Here is a 23069-nt window from a genome sequence, read left to right as displayed (position 1 = left end):
TCAGGCCCGGCCGCCGTAGCGGGTCCGGCCGGAGTCGGTGACGTCCTTGCCGAGCCGGCGGGTCAGGTGCAGCCCTTCCAGGACGAACTCCACGCCGGCGGCGGCCTGCTCGGGGCTGGGCGCGTCGCCCAGCCCCAGCCGGTCGAGGGCCTTGGCGAGCCCGGGGACGGTGCCCACCTGGCGCAGCAGCTCGGCGGAGCCGACCAGCTCCCCGGTCTCGATCGTCGCGTCGGCGTCGACGAGGGCGGTGAAGCCGGAGAGGTCCAGTCCGGCCAGCCGGGCCCGGAACGTCTCGGCGGTCGCCGTCCGCAGCAGGTGGCCGAGGATCTCGACCTCCCGCCCCTCCTCGCCGCTCTCGAACTCGACCTTCCCGCGCAGGGTCGACGTCACCGGCACCGCGTCGCCGACCCGGGCGACCGGCGCCTCCGGGCGCGCCCCCTCGGCCGGCTCGGTGGCGGCGAGCAGTCCGGCGCGGCGCAGCGCGGCGGCGGCGACCGTCTCGGCGGCGGCGATGGCGAACCGGGCGGAGACCCCGGAACGCGGGTCGACCGAGGGCGACTCGCGCACCGCGCGGGCGAACCGCGCGAGAACCTCCAGCACGTGCTCCGGCACCTCGGCGACCAGGTCGGCCTCCTGCCGGATCAGGGCCAGCTCCAGGTCGAGGTCGACCGGGTAGTGGGTGCGGACCTCGGCGCCGAAGCGGTCCTTCAGCGGAGTGATGATCCGGCCCCGGTTGGTGTAGTCCTCCGGGTTGGCGCTGGCCACCAGGAACAGGTCCAGCGGCAGCCGCAGCTGGTAGCCGCGGACCTGGATGTCGCGCTCCTCCAGCACGTTGAGCAGCGCCACCTGGATCCGCTCGGCCAGGTCGGGCAGCTCGTTGACGGCGAAGATGCCCCGGTTCGTGCGCGGGACCAGGCCGAAGTGGATGGTCTCCGGGTCGCCGAGGGTGCGCCCCTGGGCGATGCGGATCGGGTCGACGTCGCCGATCAGGTCGCCGACGCTGGTGTCCGGGGTGGCGAGCTTCTCGCCGTAACGCATCGAGCGGTGCAGCCAGGCCACCGGCAGGTCGTCGCCGGCCTCGGCGACCAGCGCCCGCGAGCCCGGGGTGAGCGGGTGCATCGGGTGCTCGTTGAGCACCGAGCCGACGATCACCGGGGTCCACTCGTCGAGCAGGCCCACGAGCGAGCGGATGAGCCGGGTCTTGCCCTGGCCCCGCTCGCCGAGCAGCACCATGTCGTGCCCGGCGAGCAGGGCCCGCTCGACCTCGGGCAGCACGGTGTCGTCGTAGCCGACGATGCCGGGGAAGCGGTCGGCTCCGGACCGCATCCGGGTCAGGAGGTTGTCGCGGAGTTCCTGCTTGACCGTGCGGTACGCGTGGCCGGCCGCCCGCAGCTCGCCGAGCGAGCCGGGCAGGTCGGTCGGTGGGGCCGGGGTAACCGGGAAAGGCGCAGTCACCCCAACCACGCTAGCTCACACCGACGGGGGTGCCAGGTCCCTCGACCGGGCACCCCCCTCGACGGGACGGTTCAGCCGCGCCCGCAGCGGCGGCAGGCGCCCCGGCGACGCAGGTGGTACGCGTACGTGGCGACGCCCAGCGCGACGCCCCAGAGCGGCCAGAGCAGCATCGGGGCGGTGGCCAGGCTGAGCCCGGCGGAGAGGTCCCAGAAGTCGGGGCTGGCGAGCAGGCCGAGACTCGCCGCGGTGACCGCCACCGCGACCAGCGTCGCCGGGACGACGGCCAGCCCGACCGGCACCGGCCGCCCCGCCAGGCCCACCATCCAGCGCGGGAACCGTTCCCCCCAGCGCTGCACCAGCCCGAGGGTGAGGACCGCGCCCACCAGGGCGAAGCCGCCCAGCCCGGCGCCCGCCCAGACCAGCCCGGACTCGCGCATCTCGTCGAGGAACGACCGTTCGATGCCGAGCGGGACGCCGAGCGCCCAGGCGAGCCGGGTGACCGCGTACAGGGCGGGGATGGTGGCCGCGGTCCAGGCCGCCACGCGCCCCCAGCGGGTCGCCGGGGCGGGCGTGGTCCGGCCGTGGTCGGTGCCGTCGCGCCCGCACGCCGGGCAGGCGTCGGCGATGCGCCGCTGCCAGCGCAGCACCGCCCCGGCCAGCAGCACCCCGCCCACCACGGCGGCGAACCGGGCGAACAGCGCCCAGGTGAACACGTCGGCGTAGTCCACCGGCGGCCAGCCGAACGGCGCGCCGACGATCAGGATCGGGGTGTAGCCGAGGATGGTCAGCACCTCCACGTCCGGCACGACGACGGCGAGCAGGAAGGCGACCGTCCAGGCGTACGCCAGCAGCAGGGTGCGCAGCGGTCGGGCCGGGCGGCGGGCCGGCCCGGTCATGGCGAGCGCGGCCACCGCGGCGCCGAGCAGCAGCACGGCGAACAGGGGTGGCCCGACGTCGGTCGGGACCAGCCGGAGCAGGTTGGCCTCGCCGCCGCGCGGATCGTTCGCCCCGAACGGGTAGCCGGCGCCGGTGATGGCGCTGACCAGGGCGAGCAGGCCCCAGAGGCCGAGCCAGCCGGCGGCCAGCGGGGCGAGCCGGTCCGGCCGGCCCGGGGCCGTGCGGTGGGTGGGAGCGGTGGTCGTCGTCATGCTTCCCAGCCTCGGCCGACGGGCCGCGTACGCCCTCCCGTGCGGCGGTGAACCGGCTCCCCCACGGGAGGGAGAGTTCAGCCCGACGGGGTGACGAACCCCGACTCGTACGCGGCGATCACCGCCTGGGTGCGGTCGCGGACGCCGAGCTTGGCCAGCACGTTGCCGACGTGGGTCTTCACGGTCTCCACGCCGACCACCAGGTGCGCGGCGATCTCCGGGTTGGACAGGCCGGTTGTCATCAGCCGGAGCACCTCGGCCTCCCGGTCGGTGAGCCGGGCGGCGGCCAGCCGGTCGGCGCCCCGCCCCCCGTACGCCCCGGCGAGGCGGCGGATGGCGGCGGGGAAGAGCAGGGACTCGCCCCGGGCGACCACCCGGACCGCCTCCACCACCTCGGCGGGCCGGGCCCGCTTGAGCAGGAACCCGCTGGCTCCGGCGCGCAGCGCGTCGTAGACGTACTCGTCGTTGGCGAACGTGGTCACCACCAGGACCCGGGGCGGGTCGGCGGAGGTGGCGAGCAGCCGCCGGGTCGCCTGGATGCCGTCGATGCCGGGCATCCGCACGTCCATCAGCACCACCTGCGGACGCAGCCGGGCGACCAGCGGCGGCACCTCCGCGCCGTCGGCGGCCTCGCCGAGCACCCGCAGGTCGGGTTGGGCGTCGAGGATCGCCCGCAGCCCGACCCGGATCAGTTCGTCGTCGTCGACGATCAGCACGCCCGTGGTCGTCGCGGTCCCGGTCGTCATGGGGTCCTTTCGAACGGCAGTCGCACCCGGATGCGCCAGCGGTCACCGTCCGGCCCGACGCTCAGCCGGCCGCCGAGCAGCAGCACCCGTTCCCGCATCCCGTCGAGGCCCCGGCCGCCCCGCCCCGGGTCGCCGTGGCGCCGGCCCAGCGCGTTGTCCAGCTCCAGCTCCAGCGCGTCGGCGTCCACGTCGAGGCGCAGCGTGACCGGCCCCCGGCCGTACCGGGCCGCGTTGGTCAGCCCCTCCTGGACGATCCGGTAGCCCTCCCGGGAGACCGCCGCCGGCAGGTCGGCCGGGTCGCCGGTGCGCCGGGTGTCGACCGGCAGGCCGGCCGCGCGGGTGTCGGCCACCAGCCGGTCCAGGTCGGCGAGCGTACGCTGCGGCGCCGGCGTGACCGGCCGGCCGTCGGGCTCGCGGAGCAGCCCCAGCACGTGGTCGAGGTCGTCCATGGCGGTCCGCCCGGCCTCCTCGATCGCGCCCAGCGCGCGCCGGACGAACTCCGGGTCCCGGTCGAGCAGCTCGCGGGCGGCGCCGGCCTGCAGGGTGGCGACGGTGAGGGCGTGGCCCACCGAGTCGTGCAGTTCGCGGGCCAGCCGGTTGCGCTCGGCGAGCCGGGTGGTGCGCGCCTCCAGTGCCGCGATCCGCTCCGCCTGGGCGGGGCCGAGGAGCACCGGGGCCATCGACACCGCCAGCGCGCCCAGCCCGGCCACGGCGTAGCCGAGCGCCACCAGCACGACGATCCCGGCGAGGGTCAGCCAGCCGGTGTCCCGGCCGTCGAGCGGCCCGAACCGGTCGCCGCCGGTCATCCCGGTGTCGAGGCCGAACTGCTGCCCGATGAAGGCCAGCGCCATCGGCACGGCGCTGAACAGGGCGGCCACCACGAGCCCGCCGCTGACCAGGTGCAGCGCGATCCACAGCGCCGAGCGCAGCCGGGTCTCCCGGTCGGCGGCGTGCCCGGGCGCCGGGTCCGGCAGGTCGACGCCGAGCAGGGCCCGCGCGGCGGCGATCTCCAACGCGCGGGGGCCGTCGAGGAAGACCGGGACCGCCGCGATGGTCGCCGCGACGCCGAGCAGGGCCAGCACCAGCGGCCGGGGTACGTCCGAGCGGGTCAGCATCTGGGCGAAGGCCACCGCGAGCAGCGCGTACGGCAGCGCGAGCACCCCGCCGAGCAGCAGGAACACCCCGCGCCGCCAGGTGCTGGCGGCCACCAGCGGGGCGACGACCGTGCGGGGCTTCACCCGTCCATTCTGTCCCGCTCACGCCCGCGCCGACTCCCTCGCGTCGGGGAGATCGACGGCCGGGCGACGACTGCCCCCGGCGCGGCCCGGTCGGGCCGGTCAGCTCGGCCGCGGTCAGCCCGGCTGCGGGGTCAGCGGCCGATCCGGGACCGGAGCAGGCGGGGCGCCGCCGCGAGCCCGGTGATCGGGCGGAACTCCCTGGCCACCCGGGCGAGGGCGGCGTGTTCGTCGTCGGTCAGGTCGATGTCGGCGGCCGCCGCGTTGCGTTCCACCTGCTCCACGCTGGACGCGCCGGGGATGGCCAGCACGTTCGGGTGGCGCAGCAGGTAGGCCAGGGCGATCTGGCTGGGGGTGGCGTCGTGCGCGTCGGCCACCTGCCGCAGGGTGTCGATCAGCGTGGCGCCGCGCTCCAGGTTCTCCGGCAGGAAGTACGGGTTGGCCCGGCGTACCGCCCCGCTCGGCGGGTTCTTCGCGTCGTACCGGCCGGACAGGAAGCCCTGGGCGAGCGGGCTGTACGCGATGACGACGCGGCCGGCCTGCTTCGCGTACGGCAGCAGGTCGTGCTCGGGCCCACGGTCGATCATGCTGTAGCGGACCTGGTTGCTCAGCACCCGCCGACCGAGCGCCGCCTCGGCGACCTGCCACCGGCGCAGGCTGTAGTTGCTGACGCCGACCTCGCCGACCAGCCCCACGTCCTGCAGGGCGCGCATGCCGCGCATGGTGGTGTGGTCGGCGACCAGCGGGTTGGCCTGGTGCACCTGGTAGAGGTCGAGGTGGGTGACGCCGAGCCGGGCGGCCGAGGCGACCGCCCGCTGCTGCACCACCGGGGCGATCGGCAGGATCGGCAGGATCTTGGTGGCGAGCACGACCTTCGGCCGGTCCGCGCCGAGCGCCTCCCCGAGGATCCGCTCGCTGCGGCCGAAGCCGTACAGCTCGGCGGTGTCGAAGACGGTGATCCCGAGGTCGACGGCGCGCCGGACGATGTCGGCGGCCCGGCGCTCGTACTCGGGGCCGTAGCCCCACTCCCGGGACCCGAACTGCCAGGTGCCGAGGCCGATCTTGGACAGGGGCTTGGGGGTGTCGAGCGGGACGAGACGCATGGTCCCGAAACTACCCCGGTGTCCGTCGTCGCAGGCCCGTTCGCCGCGCACGCCCGCCACCGGCGGGGATAGGGTCGGTGGCCGTGACCTACCTCGCCGCCGATGAGCGCTACGACCAGATGACCTACCGGCGCAGCGGGCGCAGCGGGCTGCGACTGCCCGCGATCTCGCTCGGGCTGTGGCACAACTTCGGACCGGACCGGCCGTACGAGCGGCAGCGGGACGTCGTCCGCCGCGCCTTCGACCTCGGCGTGACCCACTTCGACCTCGCCAACAACTACGGGCCGCCGCCGGGCGCCGCCGAGGAGAACTTCGGCCGGATGCTCGCCACCGACCTGAGGGCGTACCGGGACGAGCTGGTCGTCTCCACCAAGGCCGGACACCTCATGTGGCCCGGCCCGTACGGCGAGTGGGGCTCACGCAAGTACCTGGTCTCCTCGCTGGAGCAGTCGCTGCGCCGCCTCGGGCTGGACCACGTCGACATCTTCTACTCGCACCGCTTCGACCCGGACACCCCGTTGGAGGAGACGATGGGCGCCCTGGACGCCGTCGTGCGGGCCGGCAAGGCGCTCTACGTCGGCGTCTCCAACTACGACTCGGCGCAGACCGAGCGGGCCGCCGCGATCCTGCGTGACCTGGGTACGCCGCTGCTGATCAACCAGCCGTCGTACTCGATGTTCAACCGCTGGACGGAGTCCGACGGCCTACTGGACACGCTGGAGCGCGTCGGCGCGGGCTGCATCGCGTACAGCCCGCTCGCCCAGGGTCTGCTCACCGACCGCTACCTGGGTGGCATCCCGGCGGACTCCCGGGTGCGCACCAGCGCCTTCCTCAGCGAGAGCGACCTCGGCGAGGCGAGGATGGCCACCATCCGGGCGCTCGGCGCGGTCGCCGAGCGGCGCGGGCAGTCGCTGGCCCAGCTCGCGCTCGCCTGGGCGCTGCGCGACCCGCGGATGACGAGCCTGATCATCGGGGCGAGCAGCGTGGCGCAGTTGGAGGCGAACGTCGCCACCCTCGACAACCTCGACCTCGGCCCCGACGAGCTGGCCGAGATCGAGCGCCACCTCGGCTGAGCCGCGACGGCCTCAGTGGAGGGCCTACGGCGACGCCGGGAGAAGGCCCTGAGCACGTCGAGGTCGTAACCCTCCCCGAAGTTGGCCAGCTCGGTCAGCAGGTCTTCGGGCTCGTACGCCGCCGACCCGGCCCAGGTCTCGAACGATCCGACCTCGGCCCGCACCTGCTCTGGCATGTAGAGGTGCGAGTGATGGATGAATGCAGAAAAGCCCTGGTGCGAGAAGGATCTCGCACCAGGGCTTTCGCAAGGGTGGAGCCGAGGGGACTCGAACCCCTGACCCCCACACTGCCAGTGTGGTGCGCTACCAGCTGCGCCACGGCCCCTTGCCTCGGCCCGGTTGCCCGGGCACGAGAGAACTATACACACGGCCCGCCGCATGGTCATCTCGCGGGGTCTCCCCCGCCGTGGGCCTAGTTGAGCGCCACGTCCGGGGGGAAGTGCGCGACCGCCGCCATCATGCCGCCCTGACGGCGCAGCACCATCGGCCACAGGTCGTCCGGCCGGTCGACGAAGGCGTCGCCGGGCAGCGCGTCGAGCACGAACCAGGAGCCGTCCTCGATCTCCTGCTCCAGCTGCCCCGTGCCCCAGCCCGAGTAACCGGCGAAGACCCGGATCCCCGTGATGCCCTCCCGCAGCGGCCCCGGGTCGACGGAGAGGTCGAGGGTGCCGACCGCCCCGGAGACCTGGTGGAAGCCTCTGAGCCGCTGCACCGGGTGGCGCATCCGGGCCAGGCAGATCGCCGAGTCGGGCTGCACGGGACCGCCCTCGAAGAGCACCGCCGGGTCGCGCGCCAGGTCGCTCCAGTCGCCCAGCACGTCGGCGACCGGCACCTCGGTGGCCCGGTTGAGCACCACGCCGAGGGCGCCGCCGGGCTCGTGCGCCACCAGCAGCACGACCGTACGGTCGAAGTTCGGGTCCTTCAGCGCCGGCGTCGCGACCAGCAGCCGCCCGGTCATCGACCCTGTCGCCCGCCCGCCGATCGCCTGCCCCTCTCCCTGCATGCCGGACACCCGTCAGACCGACCGGACCGGGACGTCCGGGGGCACCGGTGTCATCCGCGCTGTGAACGCCATGCCTGGCACCATAGCCTGCCTCCGGGGCGGTGGCTAAGGTCTGACGGTCGGTTGATCTACGGAGACGAGGGAGGACCGATGGGTCCCACGGCGGAACTCGCGGTGATCGGTGGTTCGGGGCTCTACGCGCTGCTCGACGGCGCGACCGAGCACGTGGTGGAGACGCCGTACGGGCCGCCGTCCGACGCCGTCACCATCGCCGAGCTGGGCGGCCGGCGGGTGGCGTTCCTGCCCCGCCACGGCCGCGACCACCGCCACCCGCCGCACCTGATCCCCTACCGGGCCAACCTCTGGGCGCTGCGCTCCCTCGGCGTACGCCAGGTGCTCGCCCCCTGTGCCGTGGGCGGCCTGCGCCCGGAACTCGGGCCGGGCACGTTCGTGGTGCCGGACCAGCTGATCGACCGCACCAGCGGGCGGGCGCAGACCTACTACGACCGGGGCGCGGTGCACGTCTCCTTCGCCGACCCGTACTGCCCCGCCGGCCGGCGTACGCTGCTCGCCGCCGCGGCCCACCGGGACGTGCCGGCGGTGGACGGCGGGACGGTGGTGGTGGTCGAGGGCCCGCGCTTCTCCACCCGGGCCGAGTCGCGGTGGTACGCCTCGATGGGCGGCACCGTGGTCAACATGACGGGTCATCCGGAGGCGGTGCTGGCCCGCGAGCTGGCCCTCTGCTACTCGTCGATCGCCCTGGTCACCGACCTCGACGCGGGTGTGGAGGGCGGCGAGGCGGTGACGCACGAGGAGGTGTTCCGGGTCTTCGGGGAGAACATCGACCGGCTGCGGGGGCTGCTGCTGGCGGCCGTCGCCGCGCTGCCCGGCGAACGGGACTGCGACTGCGGCCGGGCGTTGGACGGCATTCCCCTCCCCTTCACCCTGCCCTGAGGGGGCGGGCCGGCGAAAGGCCCGGATCGCCCGAGCCGTCCCGATAGATTGGGAGGCGATGGCAACGGTCCGCGACACCACGTACGACCTGCTGCGTGCCCTCGGCCTGACCACCGTCTTCGGCAACCCGGGTTCGACCGAGGAGCCGTTCCTGCGGGACTTCCCGGACGACTTCCACTACGTGCACGCCCTGCACGAGGCGTCGGCGGTCGGCATGGCGGACGGGTACGCGCAGGTCACCGGCCGTCCCGCCCACGTCAACCTGCACACCGCCCCCGGCACGGGCAACGGCATGGGCAACCTGGTCACCGCGTGGCACAACCGGACGCCGCTGATCGTCACCGCCGGCCAGCAGACCCGGGAGATGCTGCTGACCGAGCCCCGCCTGACCAGCCGGCGGGCCACCGAGCTGCCCCAGCCGTACGTGAAGTGGAGCCACGAGCCGGTCCGCGCGCAGGACGTTCCGGCGGCGCTGATGCGGGCGTACGCGACGGCCGTGCAGCCACCCGCCGGGCCGGTCTTCCTGTCGCTGCCCCTCGACGACTGGGCGCAGCCGGCCGACCCTCCGCCGCCGGTGCGGACGGTGGCCACCCGGTACGCGCCCGACCCGCACCGGCTGCGCGAGTTCGCCGCCGTGCTGGCCGCCAGCCGGGCGCCCGTGCTGGTGCTCGGCGCGGCCGTGGACCGGGCCGACGGCTGGCCCGCCGCCGTGGCGCTGGCGGAGCGGCTGGCCGCGCCGGTCTGGTCGGCCCCCGCCCCGGAGCGGGCCGCCTTCCCCGAGGACCACCCGCACTTCCGGGGGGTGCTCCCCTTCGCCATCGGACCGCTGTCGGAGGCGCTGGAGGGCCACGACACCGTGCTGGTGGTGGGGGCACCGGTGTTCCGCTACTACCCGCACGTGCCGGGCGACCACCTGCCCCCCGGGGCCCGCCTGCTGCACGTCACGGACGACCCGGAGGAGGCCGCCCGGGCGCCCGTGGGCGACAGCCTGCTCGGCGACGCCGGGCTGGCCCTGGCCGAACTGGTCGACCTGCTGCCGGCGACGGACCGACCGGCGCCGCCGCCCCGCCCCGGACCGCCTCCGCCGCCGGCCGGGCTGCCGCTGGCCCCGGACGCCCTCTTCGCGGCCCTGGCCGGGCACTGGCCCGCCGACGGGATCCTGGTCCAGGAGTCGCCGTCGAGCCTGCCGGCGCTGCGCCGCCGGCTGCGCAGCACCCGCCCCGGGTCGTACTTCACGATGGCCAGCGGCGGCCTCGGCTACGGCCTGCCGGCGGCGGTCGGCGTCGCGCTCGCGCAGCGCGACACCCGCCGGGGGCGGCCGGTGGTCGCGGTCGTCGGGGACGGTTCGTTCCACTATTCGGTGCAGGCGCTCTGGACCGCCGCCCGGCTGCGCCTGCCGCTGGTCGTCGTGGTGCCGGTCAACCAGCAGTACGCCATCCTGAAGGCCTTCGCCGACTTCAAGGACACGCCGGGGGTGCCCGGGCTGGACCTGCCCGGGCTGGACATCGTCGCCATCGCGCGCGGCTACGGCTGCGCGGCCACCGTCGCGCGGACCCCGGAGCAGCTCGGCGAGGCACTGGCCACCGCGCTGCGCGCCGACGGCCCGACGGTGCTGCCGGTCCCGGTCAGCACCGAGGTGCCCCCGCTCCTGTGAGCCCCGGGGTACGCGGGCGGCCCGCTCCCGGGAACCGTCCGCACGGGTCGGCCGGTGCCGTCAGCCGCCGTCCGGGCCGCACCGGTCGACCGGTGCCCCTCAGCTCGCCGCGAGCCGCAGCGGCGCGCCGGTGAGCACGTCGAGGACCGGCCGGTCGCCCAGCGGGGCCTTCAACGTGGCGGTGACCGGTTCGATCTTCAGCATCGCGTTGCACACACCGGTGGCGGTGACGACGCTCCCGCCCACCACCACGACGTCGTCGCGCTCCTGCACCAGCGGGGTGATCCCGGTGTCGCAGCTGCCCACGCCGAGCCGCCAGGTCAGCTCCGCACCGTCCACGGACCGGACGTCCTGCGCGCCGACCACGCCCTCGGGGGCCGGGCCGGCCGGCGGGGCGGGCTCGGGCGGTGCGGTGACAGCCTGCGGGGCCACGGCGAGCCGGGCCACCGGCGCGGCCAGCTCCTCGACGGTGAACAGCCAGGCCGGCACCTGGGCCTCGCCCCGGCTGGTACGCACCGCCGCGCTGCCCAGCTTCACGGCCGTGACCGTGAGTGGGACGCAGGCGGTCTGCGGGGCGCTGCTCACCGGGCCGTCGGGCCCCGGCTCGACGGTCGGGCCGCCACCGGGCAGCTTCGGCCCGGGCGCCTTCGGGCGTCCGTCGCACGGCGGCGGGTCCCCCCGGTCGAGCTGCCCGTACGCGGTGGCGGCGCTGACCAGCGGAACGGTCAGTGTGCCGTCCGGAAACCGGATGGCACCGTCGGGAGGCTTCGCCGCCGGCACCTCGACCTGGTCGCGGTACCAGCCGTTGTGGAAGGCGACCTTGGTCTCCTCGGTGAACCCGGGGTCGCCGAGGAGGACCGTCGGGTCCTGCATCGGCACGTAGCCGGACTTCCACGCGGGAACCGGTCGCCACGCGTCGGCCACCTCGGTGGCGCGCTGGGCGAAGGCGTCGCGGCGCGGGTCGGAACCGGGCGCGTCGACGGCGGGGTCGGAGCCGGCCGGCGCACACCCGGCGACGATCATCAACAGCGGAAGGCCCAGCAGGGCGGCGTTACGGCGCATGTCGGTTGGACGCCGACGCGCCCACGCCGGTTCCCGCGGTCAGGTCTCCCCGCCCAGATCCGTCTCGTACGCCTCCCAGAGCAGGTCCGCGCCGCGCTGCCGGTGCCGGGCCAGGGCCCGCAGCAGGTACGCGGCCCGGCCGAGCAGGTCGTCGACCGTGGCGTCCGGTGCCTCCGCCGCCTGCTGGAGGGCGGTCAGCGCGGCGGTGATGGCGAGGTGTTCCCGGGCCAGCAGCCGCACCCCGCGTTCCAGCCGGGGCGCCTGGCCGAGCACTTCGGCGTACAGGCCGGCGGGCCCCTCGGTGGCCCGCACGTGCTCCGCGAAGCCCCGCCGCACGGGGCCCAGCCCCCCGAGGAGGCGTTCCCGCCAGCGCGGCTCGGCCGGGGTGAGCGCCAGTGCCCGCGCCAGCGGGTGCAGGTCCCCGGGCGGGGCGCCGGGGGGCCGGCACGCGGCGGGCGGCCGGAGCTCTCCGGCGAGGAAGGGCGGCTGCTGGATCGGACCGGTGACCATGGGCACCTCCCGCGTCGCGTCTGACCGCGTACAGCGATGGTGGACCCGCCGCGTGCGCGGTGTCCAGAGGGGCGGGCCGCCTCATCCGTCCCAGCGGACCCGGCGGCCCCGCGGGACCCAGCGTCCCCACGGCGGCGGGCCACCGAACGCCGGGAGGCCGCCCCGGAGGATCGCCAGTTCCGCCGCGCCGCCGCCCGGGGGACGGGCCGGCGGCTGCCGGTGCGGGCGCGGGCCGCAGGGCGGAGACGACGATGCGCCCCGGTCCGGTGACCGGGGCGCATCGTCTGGTGGTGGAGGTGCCGGGAATCGAACCCGGGTCCTTCGCCGGTTTGTCAGGGCTTCTCCGAGCGCAGCTCGCTGTGCCTCTACTCGGCCCCACCGCTCACGCGAGCAAGTTGGTGTGACGGGCCCAGTCGCTGATTGATCTCGCCGCACGGACCCCGCGACCGGGTCCGATTGGCCAGCCTCCTAGCTGATGCCGGCTAACTGGGTCGAAGGCACTCCCAGGCCGACAGACTCACTACTCGCCTCAGGCGGCGAGAGCGAAGTCAGCGCGATTGTTCTTGGCGCTTATTGGTTTCCGACGACCGATTCTCGAGACGACGTCGGCTTCCTCGGCTCGCTTCCCCTGTCGCTGCGTACGAAGTCGAAACCAGTCACCCCCTCGACAGGCCGCCGATGTGGCGGCACTGACAAGCGTAACGCCTGCCGCAACGGGTTTCATCCCGAGCCCCGGGGCCGACGAGCCGACCGGGACGAATGCGACAGATCAGTCGTCCATTCCCTTGCCACGTCGGCCGGCGACCCGGGCGATCTCCCGGTCCGCGTCCCGCTTGGCGAGGTCCTGACGCTTGTCGTACGACTTCTTGCCCTTCGCCAGGGCGATCTCCACCTTCGCCCAGCCGTCGGAGAAGTAGACCTGCAACGGCACCATGGTCAGGCCGCCCTCGCGGGTCTTGCCGATCAGCCGGTCGATCTCCAGCCGCTTGAGCAGCAGCTTGCGGGTCCGCCGGGGCTCGTGGTTGGTCCACGTGCCCTGCGTGTATTCCGGGATGTGCATCCCGTGCAGGTAGAGCTCGCCGTTGCGCTCCTGCGCGAACGCGTCGACCAGCGACGCGCGCCCGGCGCGCAGCGACTTCACCTCGGTGCCGGTCAACGCCATGCCCGCCTCGTAGGTGTCGAGGATCGCGTAGTCGTGCCGGGCCTTCTTGTTGGAGGCGACGACCTTGCGTCCCTTTTCCCGTGGCATCGGCGCCACCCCCTTTCCGGTGATCCGCGCCGGCCGTGACCGGCCGCGGGGCGGAGATCATGCTACCCGAACGACAAGGACCCTCCCGCGCCGTTTATTCCGGCACGGAAGGGCCCCGTCGGACCGTACGGGCGTCAGACCCGCAGGTAGAAGCGGAGCGTGACCCAGGCGGTCACCGCGCTGACCAGGCCACCGACGCCGGCCATCAGCGGGAACATGAACAGGATGTCGCCCCAGCTCACCGGCGAGAGCAGGCCCTGCAGCGCCTGGAGCGACCCGTCGAACAGCAGGTACTTCGCCGCTATCAGGGCCACCAGGCCGAGCAGCGAGCCGATGAGACCGGCGACCACGGCCTCCAGCACGAACGGTGCCTGGATGAACCAGTTCGACGCGCCGACCAGCTTCATGACCGCGACCTCACGCCGCTTGCTGTACGCGGCCACCTGGATCGTGTTGGCGACCAGGAGCAGCGCGGCGACGGCCATCACGATCGCGGCGGCCAGGGCGATGTTCTGGATCGACGTGAGGATGTCGAAGATCTTGTCCAGCAGCCGGCTCTGGTCGACGATCTCGTCGACGCCCTCGGTGTCCTTGTACTGGTCGTAGATGCTCTTGTACTGCTCCGGGTTGTTCAGCGTGAGCCGGAACGACTCGGGCAGGCTGTCCGCCTTGACGGCGCTGAGCAGGTCCGGGGCGTCCTGGAACATCTCCTGGAAGCGCTTGTAGGCCTCGTCCTTGTTGACGAAGATGCTCTCCTTGACCAGGGGGTCGCCCTCCAGCTTGGCGGCCAACGCGTCACGCTGATCGGGGCTCACCTCCTGGGTGAGGAAGATGGAGACCTGGATGTTCTTGTAGTAAAGGTCTTTCATGTCGTCGACCTGGCGGTACATGAGACCGCTGGCGCCGAGCATGGTCAGCGAGACCGCCATCGTGATGATCATCGCGATGGTCATGGTCACGTTGCGCCACAGTCCGACCAGTACCTCGGACAGGACGTATTTCACGCGCATCGGGATTTCCTCCGGGTCTCCGGCATGAGGTGTTCGTCGTCAGGCTGCGCAGGGGTGGCGTCGGCTCAGCCGTAGACGCCGCGGGCCTGGTCGCGCACGATGCGGCCACTCTCGATCTCGATGACCCGGCGGCGCATCTGGTTCACGATGTTGGAGTCGTGCGTGACCATCACGACGGTCGTGCCGGTGCGGTTGATCCGGTCCAGCAGGCGCATGATCTCGATCGAGGTGTCCGGGTCGAGGTTTCCGGTCGGCTCGTCCGCGAGCAGGATCAGCGGGCGGTTCACGAACGCCCGGGCGACGGCGACCCGCTGCTGCTCACCACCGGAGAGCTCGTGCGGGTAGCGGTGCTCCTTGCCACCGAGTCCGACCAGTTCCAGAACCTCCGGCACGACCCGACGGGCGACCGCCTTGGTCTTGCCGATCACCTCGAGGGCGAACGCCACGTTCTCGTAGGCGGTGCGGTTCGGCAGCAGCCGGAAGTCCTGGAACACGCAGCCGATGGAGCGCCGGAAGTGGGGTCGCTTCCAGGAACGCATCGACGTGACGTCCTTGCTGTTGACGACGACCCGGCCCTTGTTGGGCGAGACCTCGTGCAGCAGCAACTTGATGATGGTGGACTTGCCGGAGCCGGATGGACCGATGAAGAAGACGAACTCGCCCTTCTCGATCGAGACGGACACGTTGTCGAGCGAAGGCCGGGACGCCTTCGGGTACGTCTTCGTCACTTGCTCAAGCTGAATCACGGGTGGTGAGTCTACGCGGTGTAACCGGGGAGCCAAGCCCCACGCCCCGCCGTTGCGAGTCGCGTCATCCAATTCGGGCGTACCGGGGAGATCGACGACGCGCTGCGCCCACGATCGATCACGCAGCGTCGCCGGCGAGCTGCTGCTGCTTGCGCCACCGGATGCCCGCCTCGAGGAACTTGTCCAGATCGCCGTCGAAGACGGCGGTCGGATTGCCCGTCTCCTGCTCGGTCCGCAGATCCTTCACCATCTGGTACGGGTGCAGGACGTACGAGCGCATCTGGTCGCCCCACGAGCCGGCGGCGTCCGTCTTAAGGCCCTGCATCTTAGCCTGCTCCTCCTGGCGCTTGCGCTCCAGCAGCCGGGCCTGGAGCACCCGCAGCGCGGACGCCTTGTTCTGCAACTGGGACTTCTCGTTCTGACAGGTGACCACGATGCCGGTCGGGATGTGGGTGATCCGCACCGCCGAGTCGGTGGTGTTGACGCTCTGCCCGCCCGGCCCCGAGGAGCGGTAGACGTCGACCCGCATCTCGTTCTCGGGGATCTCGATGCTGTCGGTCTGCTCGACGACCGGCAGCACCTCCACGCCGGCGAAGCTGGTCTGCCGGCGCCCCTGGTTGTCGAAGGGGCTGATGCGCACCAGCCGGTGGGTGCCGGACTCGACGCTGAGCGTGCCGTACGCGTAGGGCACCTTGACGGTGAAGGTGGCCGACTTCAGGCCCGCCTCCTCGGCGTAGGAGGTCTCGTAGACCTCCGTCGGGTAGCCGTGCCGCTCCGCCCAGCGCAGGTACATCCGCAGCAGCATCTCGGCGAAGTCCGCCGCGTCCACGCCGCCGGCGCCGGCCCGGATGGCGACGAGCGCCTCCCGGGAGTCGTACTCGCCGGAGAGCAGGGTGCGGACCTCCATCTCCTCGATGGCCTTGCCCAGCGAGGCGATCTCCGCCTCGACCTCGACGAGCACCCCCGGGTCGGACTCCGCCTCGGCCAGTTCCAGCAGCACCTTGGCGTCGTCGAGCCCGGAGCGGAGACTGCCGAGCTTGCTGATCTCACCGTTGACGTACGACAACTGGGAGGTCACCTGCTGGGCCTTCGCCTGGTCGTCCCACAGGTCGGGCGCGGAGGCCTCCTGCTCCAGGCGGTCCTTGTCCGCGCGCAGCCGGTCGATGTCGAGCACCGCCTCGATGTTGCGCAGGGTGGCGTCGAGGTCCTTGAGCTGTTCGGCGTAATCGGCAGCGGTCACGACAGACAAGGGTACTGCTCGTGCGAGGAGTGAGCTTGCGAGCCCCGCAGTCACGAGCAAAAAAGGCACAGCTCGTGCGAGGATCGGGCCTGCGCGCCCCGCAGTCACGAGCAAAAAAGGCACAGCTCGTGCGAGGATCGGGCCTGCGCGCCCCGCAGTCACGAGTCAAAAAGGCGTCGCCGGGCCGGGGCGGTCAGCCGACCGGGGCGCTCTTCAGCCAGGACAGGGCCGCCTTGTGGTAGGCGACGGCGAACTCCAGCGCGCTGGCGTCGTACGCGTCGCCCTCCTTCTTGGCGTTCTTGACCTGCTCCCGGACCTTGGCCAGGGCCTCGGTGTGGTAATCGTTGGCCGCCGCCTGGAGGTTCTTGAGCTGGCTGGCCGAGTGCAGCTCGCCGAAGGCGATCCGCAGGGCGATCGGGTTGCGGATGGTGTCCCGCCCCGGCTCCTCGGCCAACCAGCGGGAGAATGTCCGTTTTCCGGACGCGGTGATCGCGTACGGCTGGCTGGAGCGCGGGCCGGGCTTGCCCATCCGGACCAGGCCCCGCTCGGCCAGCACCGGCAGCTCCCGGTAGACCTGACTGCGTGTCATCGACCAGTACGGCGCCAGCCGGCGCTCGGCGGCGGCCATCAACTGGCCGCCTGTCATGGGACCCTCGTGGAGCAGCCCGAGCAGGGCCGCCGCCGTGGGGTTGACTCCGGATTCCGCCATGCCCCTCACGCTGCCACTTTGCCGACGCGGCGTCCAGGATTTGGCATTTTCGCCACCCGGTCGGGTTCCTATGTGCACTGTCGGCGCGAGACAGTCCGCCGGGGAGACGGGCGGACGCTCCCCCGGGGAGTCCCGGGGGAGGCCCGCGGGTCACAGTCGGCTACGCAGCTCCCACAGCTCCGGGTAGAACCGGGTCTCCACGCGCGAGCGCAGGTACGCCCCGCCGGCCGAGCCCCCGGTGCCGGGCTTCGTGCCGATCTGCCGCTCGGCCATCAGCACGTGCCGGGCCCGCCACAGCGAGAACGCCTGGTCGTGCGCGACCAGCGCCTCCGCGAGGTCCCACAGCGGTCCGAACCGCTCCCGGTCCCCGGCGATCGTGGCGTACGCGGCGAAGCGCGCCTCCTCCTCGGCGACGTCGAAGCCGGCGCGGCCCAGCACGGCCAGGAAGCCGTCCCAGAGGCTCGGCTCGTCCAGCCGCCGCTGCAGCCGCTCCCGCTCCACGTCGGGCAGCCCCCGGAAGCGGCGCAGGTAGTCCGGGTCCTTGAGGCCGGAGAGGAACTCGATCTCCCGGAACTGGGCGGACTGGAAGCCCGAGGCGGGCGCGAGCTTGGTGCGGAACGCCAGGAAGTCCTGCGGGGTCATGGTGTCGATCACGTCGACCTGACCGATCAGGACCCGCTCCACCACGTGGCAGCGCTCCAGGCGCACCCTGGGCAGGTAGGTCTCGCCGGCCAGCAGCCGGTCCCGGGCGTCGGTCAGCTCCGCGAGCAGCAGCTTGAACCACAGCTCGTAGACCTGGTGGATGGTGATGAAGAGCAGCTCGTCGTGGGAGGCGGGGTCGGACTCCGGCACCTGCGCCGCCAGCAGGTCGGCCAGCCGGAGGTAGTCGGTGTAGGTGAGCAGGCCACCCTGCTCGCCGAAGTGGGGGTCCTGCGCGGGGGTGGGGTGGGTCACAGCGGCCACGGTACCGCCGCCCGGCCGCCCCCGCTCCCCCCGGTGCGGGCACGTGCGAGGGCCCTTCCCGTCGCCGGGAAGGGCCCTCGCGCACACCTCAGCCCATGTGGGGGTACGTGTGGTCGGTCGGCGCGACGAAGGTCTCCTTGATCGTCCGGGGCGACATCCACCGGACGAGGTTGTGCCAGGAGCCGGCCTTGTCGTTGGTGCCGCTGGCGCGGGCGCCGCCGAAGGGCTGCTGCCCGACGACCGCGCCGGTGGGCTTGTCGTTGATGTAGAAGTTGCCGGCGGCGTAGCGCATCCTCTCGGCCACCGCGTCGACGACCCGGCGGTCCGTCGCGAAGATCGACCCGGTCAGGGCGTACGGCGCCACCGACTCGGCCTGGCCGACCACGTCGTCGAAGCGGCCGTCGTCGAAGACGTGCACGCCGAGGATCGGCCCGAAGTACTCGGTGGTGAACGTCTCGTGCGCCGCGTCGGTGCACTCGAAGAGCGTGGGCCGGACGAACCAGCCCACCGAGTCGTCGGCGGTGCCACCGGCGAGCACCCGGCAGGCGTCGTCGCCGCCGATCAGCTCCAGCGCGGCGGTGTGCCGGTCGAACGCCCTGGCGTCGATCACCGCGCCACCGAAGTTGCCGAAGTCGGTGACGTCTCCGTACGTGAGGGACTCCGCGGTGGCGGCCAGCCGGTCGCGCAGCCCGCCCTCCCACAGCGAGCGCGGGACGTACGCCCGGGACGCCGCCGAGCACTTCTGGCCCTGGTACTCGAAGGCGCCACGGATCAGGGCGGTGTGCAGGGCGTCGACGTCGGCGCTGGTGTGCGCGACGACGAAGTCCTTGCCGCCGGTCTCGCCGACCAGCCGGGGGTAGCCACGGTAGCGGGAGATGTTCTCGCCGACGGTGCGCCACAGGTGCTGGAAGACCTTCGTGGAGCCGGTGAAGTGGATGCCGGCCAGGTCCGGGTCGGCGAGCACCACCTCGGAGACCTCCTCGCCGCGCCCGGTGACCATGTTGATCACACCGGGGGGCAGGCCGGCCGCCTCGAACAGCCGCATGGTGAAGTGCGCGGCGAACTGCTGCGTCGGGCCCGGCTTCCAGACCACGGTGTTGCCCAGCAGGGCCGGCGCCGAGGGCAGGTTGCCGGCGATGGCGGTGAAGTTGAACGGGGTGACCGCGTAGACGAAGCCCTCCAGCGGGCGGTGGTCGAAGCGGTTCCAGACGCCCGGCGACGAGATCGGCTGCGCCTGGAGCAGCTCCCGGGCGAAGTGCACGTTGAACCGGAGGAAGTCGATGAACTCGCAGGCCGCGTCGATCTCGGCCTGGATCACGGTCTTCGACTGGCCGAGCATGGTGGCCGCGTTCAGGGTGTCGCGCCAGGGGCCGGCCAGCAGCTCGGCGGCGCGCAGAAAGACCGCGGCCCGCTCCTCGAACGGCAGGGCCCGCCACATCGGGGCGGCGTCCTTGGCGGCCTTCACCGCGGCGCGGGCGTCCTCGTGGGTGGCGTGCGCGGTGACGCCGAGCACGTGCGCGTGCCTGTGCGGCTGCACCACGTCGATCGGGTCGCCGCCGGCCATCCGCTGCTCGCCGGCGATTGTCATCGGCAGGTCGATCCGCTCGGCCGCCAGGTCGGTCAGCCGACGCTGGAGCCGTTCCCGGTCGGTGCTGCCCGGCTCGTAGTTGCGCACCGGCTCGTTGCGCGGCTCGGGTACGGAGAACACAGCGTCCATGAAGGCTCCTGGCGATCTCGACGGCGGTGGCGAAACCGGACCCGCGGGCACCGGCCGGACGGCCGGCACCGACGCCGCGCCGGGTTGACCGGTCAGGGCAGCGGGACCTCTCCCGATTCTCCCACGGCCCGCCCCCACCGCCGCCCCGCCCGTGCCGGCCCCCGGTCCTCCCCCGGGGTGGGGGCCGTGGGCGGGCGACGGGGGACGGGGGTGGTGGACGCGTACGCTGGGTGGCCGGTGAACTGCCGGCCCACCGGGGCCGGGCGTCCGTCGGAGGGAAGACGATGACCAAGCAGCCCGGCAGCTCCGCAGCCGCGGAGTCGGACCGGTCGGCGCGGGCCGCCGACGCGGCCCCCGAGACGACGGACGCCGTCGGGGCCACCGCCACCGGAGGGCAGGAGGCCACCGTCGGGCAGCAGGACGCCACCGCCGGACCGGTGGACGCCACCGCCGGTCCCGTGGACACGACCGACGGACCGACGGACACGACCGACGGAACCCGGGTCGGGTCCCCGGCCGACCCGCAGGGCGGGACAGCTCCGGCGCTCGCGCCCGCGACGCCGGTGCTCGCCCTCCTGGCGCTCGGGTGGCTGGCCGCGATGCTCTGGTCGACCCGCGAGGTGATCAACTCGGCGGCCGCCGGCCTCACCGCCATCAGCCTCTCGGCGTTCGCCCTGCCGGGGGTGATCTCGGCCGCGCTGGTCGCCGGCGCCGGCTTCGCCCTCTTCGGCGTCGACCTGCTCGCCCGCCGGGGCAGCGACCGGGTCACCCTGCGCTTCCTGGCGGCGATCGGCACCGGCCTGCTCGTCGGGCTCGCCGCCGCGTTCGCGATCAACCTGACGTACGCCGACGACACGACCACCAACGTGATCGCCGCCACCACCGCCGCCGCCGCGACCATCGGCGGGGCCATCGCCGGCGCCCGCAGCGGGCCCGTGGTCGGGGCCGTGGTGGCCGCCGCCCTCGGCACGCTGATCTTCGTGGTGGCCTTCAGTCGGGCCCGCGACCCGCTCTTCGACCTGTTCGGCAGCGGTGACACCCAGGAGTCGCTGCTGAGCGCGGCCAAGTGGGTGTCCCGCACCGAGTCGCTGCTCGCCGGCCTGGTGGCCGGGTTGCTGGCCTTCGGATACCTGACCCTGGCCCGGCGCCGGGCCGCCCGGCTCGAGGCGTCGGCGCCCGCGCCCCGCTGGCCCGCCTACCTGCTGGCCGGGGCCGGCCCGGGCCTGCTCCTGATCGTCGCCGAGGTGATCATCCGGGTCGGCGGGCGGTCCCTGCTCGACCTGGCCGGTGCGCTGAGCGAGGCGGACGCGGTGGCCCAGACCTCGCTGGGCACCTCCCGGATCGACAACGCCATCTGGGTGCTCTTCGTCGGCGCGCTGACCGCGATGATCGCCTTCGGTCGGACCCTGGGGCCCGCCGCCGACGACGACGAGCCGGCCGAGGCCACCCCCACCCGCTGAACCCGACACCGCCACGTAAGGCGTCGCCCCGACGCGGGCTCCCGTGAGGGGCGCCGTGGGTGGCGGTCGGGATCAGGAGGTGGCGCGCAGCAGCAGGTCCAGCTCGGTGACGTCGTACCACTCCAGCTCGTGGTCCTCGGCGCCGTCGACCGTGAACTGCGCGTCCGGGTCGCCGGCCAGGGCCTCGGTGACCGCCTCCGCCGCGGCGGAGACGTCCTCGACCGCGTCGGCGCCGTCCACGTGGACGGCCGCGACGGCACCGACCGGCACGGGAGCGCTCAGCTCGACCGCGCTGGAGCCCAGCTCGCCGTCGCCCCGGCCCACCGCCGGGGCGGGCAGGTCCACCGAGACCACGACCCGGCGGCGGGGCGCGTCGGGGTCGGCCCGGAGCAGTTGCAGCGCGTCCTGGGCCGCCCGGGTGAAGGCGACGTACTCCAGCTCCTCCTCGTCGCCCTCGGCGTACCACTCGCGCAGCGTGGGGGTGACCGCGTGCGCGGCGGCCACGGGCAGCCCGCTGCCGCGCAGGAGGGTCAGCATCGGGACGGTCGCCGGCACGTACACCCGGACGAGTTGTTCGGTCACCGGTCGTCTCCCCCGCTCAGGTCCCGCGCCGGCCCTCGCCGGCACGGGCCGATCATGCCCTATGCCGGGACCGTCACACACCGGGACCTGCCGCGCGCAACGGTCCGTCGGGGTGTCCGCAGGACGCCGCGCCGCAGGTCTCGCCACGTCGACTGGGCTCCGTCGGTGGTCGGTGGCAAACTGAACCAAACGACGCCAACCCCGGGGGTTTTCGTGGAGCCGAGGTTCCTGCTGCTCTCCGACGTGGCCACCGAGCTGAACGTGTCGGACTCGCAGGTCTACCACATGGTGCGCAGCGGCGAGCTGCCCGCGATCAAGATCGGTGGGCGCGGGCAGTGGCGGGTGGAACGCGCCCGACTGGAGGAGTACATCGAGCGCAAGTACGCCGAGACGGCCGATTGGGTGCGGAGCAACCCGCTGACCGATCGCGACCCAGAGTAACCATACCGATCCGCACGGGCATTGACCGCAGCGCTGCCGTGCCCGAGAATGGAGACCAACGAAGGCAAACGAAGGCAAACGCAAGAACCCTGGGAGGCTCACGGATGACCGACCCCCGCCGTCCCGGGCCGGCCCGGCCTCCCGTCCGACTGCGCCCCGCCCCCTCCTTCGACCCGCCGTTCACCGACGACGACGCCGCCCACTGGCCGGCCCCGGGCCACGCCCAGCTCGTGCTCGACCTGTTCGAGTCGGCCCGGCGCGAGGCAGACCGGCCGCCCGGCCGACGCCAGCGACCCGCGCCGGCCGGCCCCGGTCGGCGCACCACCGCCCCGCTGCCGCTGGAAGCGCTGGTGACCGCCACCCCCGAGGCGACCCGGGCCGCGCACCGTTTCGTCTGCACCTGCCTGGAGGTGCTCAACGGCTATCGCCCGCCCGCACAGCTCAGGCCGCTGCTCGACCCGGCCCGCGCGGCCGGGCTGCTGCCCGAGCTGGCCCGCGCCACCGCCCGCGGCGGGCCGGTCCGGCGCCGGTCGACCCGGCCGGCCGTGCACCTGCGTCGACTGCGGGTCTGCGAACCGCGCGCCGCCGCCGTCGAGGTGGCCGCGGTCCTCGCCGGCGCGGGCGGGCGCACCTGGGCCATGGCGCTGCGCCTGGAACACCGCCGGGGCAGGTGGCTCTGCACGGCCCTGCAGGTGCTCTGAAGCGGTCCTCGCGCGAGACGGAAGCGAGCCGCGGTCCCGAAGAGGACCGCGGCTCGACTGCTCCGGGCGGGCGCGGGCCCGCTCAGCTGGTGCTCACGCGCCGCCGTTGGGAGAGCCGTGGCAGCGCTTGTACTTCCGGCCGGACCCGCACGGGCACGGCGCGTTGCGGGACGGTCCGTTGCCTGCCTCCGCCTGCCCCGGCGCCACCCGCCGGTTGCTGGCCGCCGGGACGCCCGGGCCGCGCAGGCCCGACGCCGGGCGCTGCGGTGCCGCCGGGGCGGGCGTGGCCGGCGCGGCCGGGGGGGCCG

At 73.7% G+C, this 23069-nt stretch carries 23 protein-coding genes, 1 tRNA gene and 1 other RNA gene; 6 read left to right on the top strand and 19 right to left on the bottom strand.

What is annotated here, in order from left to right; translation table 11 throughout:
- From V6U77_RS13675 to V6U77_RS13655, 5 genes are all read right to left on the bottom strand, one after another.
- A complete protein-coding gene (locus tag V6U77_RS13675) occupies positions 1 to 1464 on the bottom strand; it encodes a magnesium chelatase (RefSeq protein ID WP_334606677.1) in 1464 nt (487 codons plus the stop codon).
- Positions 1465 to 1526: 62 nt separating this feature from the next.
- The gene (locus V6U77_RS13670) at positions 1527 to 2603 is read right to left on the bottom strand and encodes a hypothetical protein (RefSeq protein ID WP_334606676.1); all 1077 of its coding nucleotides are present in this window, start codon (positions 2601 to 2603) and stop codon (positions 1527 to 1529) included.
- Between the two features lie 77 nt (positions 2604 to 2680).
- Positions 2681 to 3349 carry a response regulator transcription factor gene (locus V6U77_RS13665; RefSeq protein WP_334606675.1) on the bottom strand — a complete coding sequence of 223 codons (669 nt, stop codon included), beginning with the start codon at positions 3347 to 3349 and terminating at the stop codon, positions 2681 to 2683.
- Positions 3346 to 4587, bottom strand: coding sequence for a histidine kinase (locus V6U77_RS13660; RefSeq protein WP_334606674.1), 1242 nt, complete (start codon positions 4585 to 4587; stop codon positions 3346 to 3348). The genes V6U77_RS13665 and V6U77_RS13660 overlap by 4 nt, the downstream gene beginning before the upstream one ends.
- A gap of 131 nt (positions 4588 to 4718) precedes the next feature.
- Positions 4719 to 5687 carry an aldo/keto reductase gene (locus tag V6U77_RS13655; RefSeq protein WP_334606673.1) on the bottom strand — a complete coding sequence of 323 codons (969 nt, stop codon included), beginning with the start codon at positions 5685 to 5687 and terminating at the stop codon, positions 4719 to 4721.
- A 77-nt stretch (positions 5688 to 5764) separates the two neighbouring features.
- On the opposite strand from V6U77_RS13655, the gene mgrA reads away from it, so the two are divergent.
- The gene (gene mgrA / locus V6U77_RS13650; protein ID WP_334606672.1) at positions 5765 to 6760 is read left to right on the top strand and encodes an L-glyceraldehyde 3-phosphate reductase; all 996 of its coding nucleotides are present in this window, start codon (positions 5765 to 5767) and stop codon (positions 6758 to 6760) included.
- A 252-nt stretch (positions 6761 to 7012) separates the two neighbouring features.
- Here the strand turns inward: mgrA and V6U77_RS13645 are convergent.
- Together V6U77_RS13645 and V6U77_RS13640 are read right to left on the bottom strand one after the other, a co-directional pair.
- Positions 7013 to 7085, bottom strand: a tRNA-Ala gene (locus tag V6U77_RS13645).
- Between the two features lie 87 nt (positions 7086 to 7172).
- Positions 7173 to 7763 (bottom strand): YqgE/AlgH family protein, encoded by a 591-nt coding sequence (locus V6U77_RS13640; protein ID WP_089001872.1) that lies wholly within the window; start codon positions 7761 to 7763, stop codon positions 7173 to 7175.
- Between the two features lie 150 nt (positions 7764 to 7913).
- Here V6U77_RS13640 and V6U77_RS13635 point away from each other — a divergent pair, with 150 nt between their 5' ends.
- Positions 7914 to 8717 (top strand): S-methyl-5'-thioadenosine phosphorylase, encoded by an 804-nt coding sequence (locus tag V6U77_RS13635; RefSeq protein WP_334606671.1) that lies wholly within the window; start codon positions 7914 to 7916, stop codon positions 8715 to 8717.
- 58 nt (positions 8718 to 8775) lie between these two features.
- On the top strand, positions 8776 to 10371 hold the full coding sequence (gene mdlC, locus V6U77_RS13630) for a benzoylformate decarboxylase (protein WP_334606670.1): 1596 nt from the start codon (positions 8776 to 8778) through the stop codon (positions 10369 to 10371).
- Positions 10372 to 10470: 99 nt separating this feature from the next.
- Here mdlC and V6U77_RS13625 read toward each other — a convergent pair whose 3' ends face one another.
- From V6U77_RS13625 to pruA, 10 genes are all read right to left on the bottom strand, one after another.
- Positions 10471 to 11433 carry a hypothetical protein gene (locus tag V6U77_RS13625; RefSeq protein ID WP_334606669.1) on the bottom strand — a complete coding sequence of 321 codons (963 nt, stop codon included), beginning with the start codon at positions 11431 to 11433 and terminating at the stop codon, positions 10471 to 10473.
- 39 nt (positions 11434 to 11472) lie between these two features.
- Positions 11473 to 11943 carry a hypothetical protein gene (locus V6U77_RS13620; protein ID WP_334606668.1) on the bottom strand — a complete coding sequence of 157 codons (471 nt, stop codon included), beginning with the start codon at positions 11941 to 11943 and terminating at the stop codon, positions 11473 to 11475.
- 288 nt (positions 11944 to 12231) lie between these two features.
- Positions 12232 to 12607, bottom strand: a transfer-messenger RNA (tmRNA) gene (ssrA, locus tag V6U77_RS13615).
- 105 nt (positions 12608 to 12712) lie between these two features.
- Complete coding sequence (gene smpB / locus V6U77_RS13610) at positions 12713 to 13192, bottom strand: SsrA-binding protein SmpB (RefSeq protein ID WP_088979560.1); 480 nt, start codon at positions 13190 to 13192, stop codon at positions 12713 to 12715.
- 134 nt (positions 13193 to 13326) lie between these two features.
- On the bottom strand, positions 13327 to 14202 hold the full coding sequence (ftsX, locus tag V6U77_RS13605) for a permease-like cell division protein FtsX (protein WP_334606667.1): 876 nt from the start codon (positions 14200 to 14202) through the stop codon (positions 13327 to 13329).
- Positions 14203 to 14267: 65 nt separating this feature from the next.
- Positions 14268 to 14948: a cell division ATP-binding protein FtsE gene (gene ftsE, locus V6U77_RS13600; protein WP_089001878.1), complete on the bottom strand. Its 681-nt coding sequence runs from the start codon at positions 14946 to 14948 to the stop codon at positions 14268 to 14270.
- Between the two features lie 118 nt (positions 14949 to 15066).
- Positions 15067 to 16188: a peptide chain release factor 2 gene (gene prfB / locus V6U77_RS13595; RefSeq protein WP_334606666.1), complete on the bottom strand. Its 1122-nt coding sequence runs from the start codon at positions 16186 to 16188 to the stop codon at positions 15067 to 15069.
- Positions 16189 to 16381: 193 nt separating this feature from the next.
- Positions 16382 to 16897, bottom strand: coding sequence for a PadR family transcriptional regulator (locus tag V6U77_RS13590; RefSeq protein ID WP_334606665.1), 516 nt, complete (start codon positions 16895 to 16897; stop codon positions 16382 to 16384).
- Between the two features lie 150 nt (positions 16898 to 17047).
- Entirely contained in the window at positions 17048 to 17851 is an 804-nt protein-coding gene (locus V6U77_RS13585; protein ID WP_334606664.1) for a tryptophan 2,3-dioxygenase, read from the bottom strand.
- A gap of 97 nt (positions 17852 to 17948) precedes the next feature.
- Entirely contained in the window at positions 17949 to 19577 is a 1629-nt protein-coding gene (gene pruA / locus V6U77_RS13580) for an L-glutamate gamma-semialdehyde dehydrogenase (protein WP_334606663.1), read from the bottom strand.
- Positions 19578 to 19861: 284 nt separating this feature from the next.
- Here pruA and V6U77_RS13575 point away from each other — a divergent pair, with 284 nt between their 5' ends.
- A complete protein-coding gene (locus V6U77_RS13575) occupies positions 19862 to 21037 on the top strand; it encodes a hypothetical protein (protein ID WP_334606662.1) in 1176 nt (391 codons plus the stop codon).
- 72 nt (positions 21038 to 21109) lie between these two features.
- Here V6U77_RS13575 and V6U77_RS13570 read toward each other — a convergent pair whose 3' ends face one another.
- Positions 21110 to 21619: a DUF6912 family protein gene (locus V6U77_RS13570; RefSeq protein ID WP_334606661.1), complete on the bottom strand. Its 510-nt coding sequence runs from the start codon at positions 21617 to 21619 to the stop codon at positions 21110 to 21112.
- A 213-nt stretch (positions 21620 to 21832) separates the two neighbouring features.
- Here V6U77_RS13570 and V6U77_RS13565 point away from each other — a divergent pair, with 213 nt between their 5' ends.
- Together V6U77_RS13565 and V6U77_RS13560 are read left to right on the top strand one after the other, a co-directional pair.
- Positions 21833 to 22060, top strand: coding sequence for a helix-turn-helix domain-containing protein (locus V6U77_RS13565; RefSeq protein WP_334606660.1), 228 nt, complete (start codon positions 21833 to 21835; stop codon positions 22058 to 22060).
- A gap of 104 nt (positions 22061 to 22164) precedes the next feature.
- A complete protein-coding gene (locus V6U77_RS13560; RefSeq protein ID WP_334606659.1) occupies positions 22165 to 22761 on the top strand; it encodes an Rv3235 family protein in 597 nt (198 codons plus the stop codon).
- Positions 22762 to 22854: 93 nt separating this feature from the next.
- Here the strand turns inward: V6U77_RS13560 and V6U77_RS13555 are convergent.
- Positions 22855 to 23069, bottom strand: a 215-nt coding sequence (locus V6U77_RS13555) for an SEC-C metal-binding domain-containing protein (RefSeq protein ID WP_334606658.1), incomplete at its 5' end; no start/stop codon positions are given.

Origin of the sequence: Micromonospora sp. CPCC 205546 (assembly GCF_036902715.1) — a bacterium.
Lineage (GTDB): Bacteria > Actinomycetota > Actinomycetes > Mycobacteriales > Micromonosporaceae > Micromonospora.
This window is presented reverse-complemented; position numbering and strand designations above follow the sequence as displayed.

Bases quoted from the DNA above. Each gene is read 5' to 3' on its own strand.
- V6U77_RS13670 (WP_334606676.1), bottom strand. From the start codon at position 2,603: ATGACGACGACCACCGCTCCCACCCACCGCACGGCCCCGGGCCGGCCG.
- V6U77_RS13665 (WP_334606675.1), bottom strand. From the start codon at position 3,349: ATGACGACCGGGACCGCGACGACCACGGGCGTGCTGATCGTCGACGAC.
- V6U77_RS13655 (WP_334606673.1), bottom strand. From the start codon at position 5,687: ATGCGTCTCGTCCCGCTCGACACCCCCAAGCCCCTGTCCAAGATCGGC.
- V6U77_RS13640 (WP_089001872.1), bottom strand. From the start codon at position 7,763: ATGCAGGGAGAGGGGCAGGCGATCGGCGGGCGGGCGACAGGGTCGATG.
- V6U77_RS13635 (WP_334606671.1), top strand. From the start codon at position 7,914: ATGGGTCCCACGGCGGAACTCGCGGTGATCGGTGGTTCGGGGCTCTAC.
- mdlC (WP_334606670.1), top strand. From the start codon at position 8,776: ATGGCAACGGTCCGCGACACCACGTACGACCTGCTGCGTGCCCTCGGC.
- V6U77_RS13625 (WP_334606669.1), bottom strand. From the start codon at position 11,433: ATGCGCCGTAACGCCGCCCTGCTGGGCCTTCCGCTGTTGATGATCGTC.
- V6U77_RS13620 (WP_334606668.1), bottom strand. From the start codon at position 11,943: ATGGTCACCGGTCCGATCCAGCAGCCGCCCTTCCTCGCCGGAGAGCTC.
- smpB (WP_088979560.1), bottom strand. From the start codon at position 13,192: ATGCCACGGGAAAAGGGACGCAAGGTCGTCGCCTCCAACAAGAAGGCC.
- ftsX (WP_334606667.1), bottom strand. From the start codon at position 14,202: ATGCGCGTGAAATACGTCCTGTCCGAGGTACTGGTCGGACTGTGGCGC.
- V6U77_RS13590 (WP_334606665.1), bottom strand. From the start codon at position 16,897: ATGGCGGAATCCGGAGTCAACCCCACGGCGGCGGCCCTGCTCGGGCTG.
- pruA (WP_334606663.1), bottom strand. From the start codon at position 19,577: ATGGACGCTGTGTTCTCCGTACCCGAGCCGCGCAACGAGCCGGTGCGC.
- V6U77_RS13575 (WP_334606662.1), top strand. From the start codon at position 19,862: ATGACCAAGCAGCCCGGCAGCTCCGCAGCCGCGGAGTCGGACCGGTCG.
- V6U77_RS13560 (WP_334606659.1), top strand. From the start codon at position 22,165: ATGACCGACCCCCGCCGTCCCGGGCCGGCCCGGCCTCCCGTCCGACTG.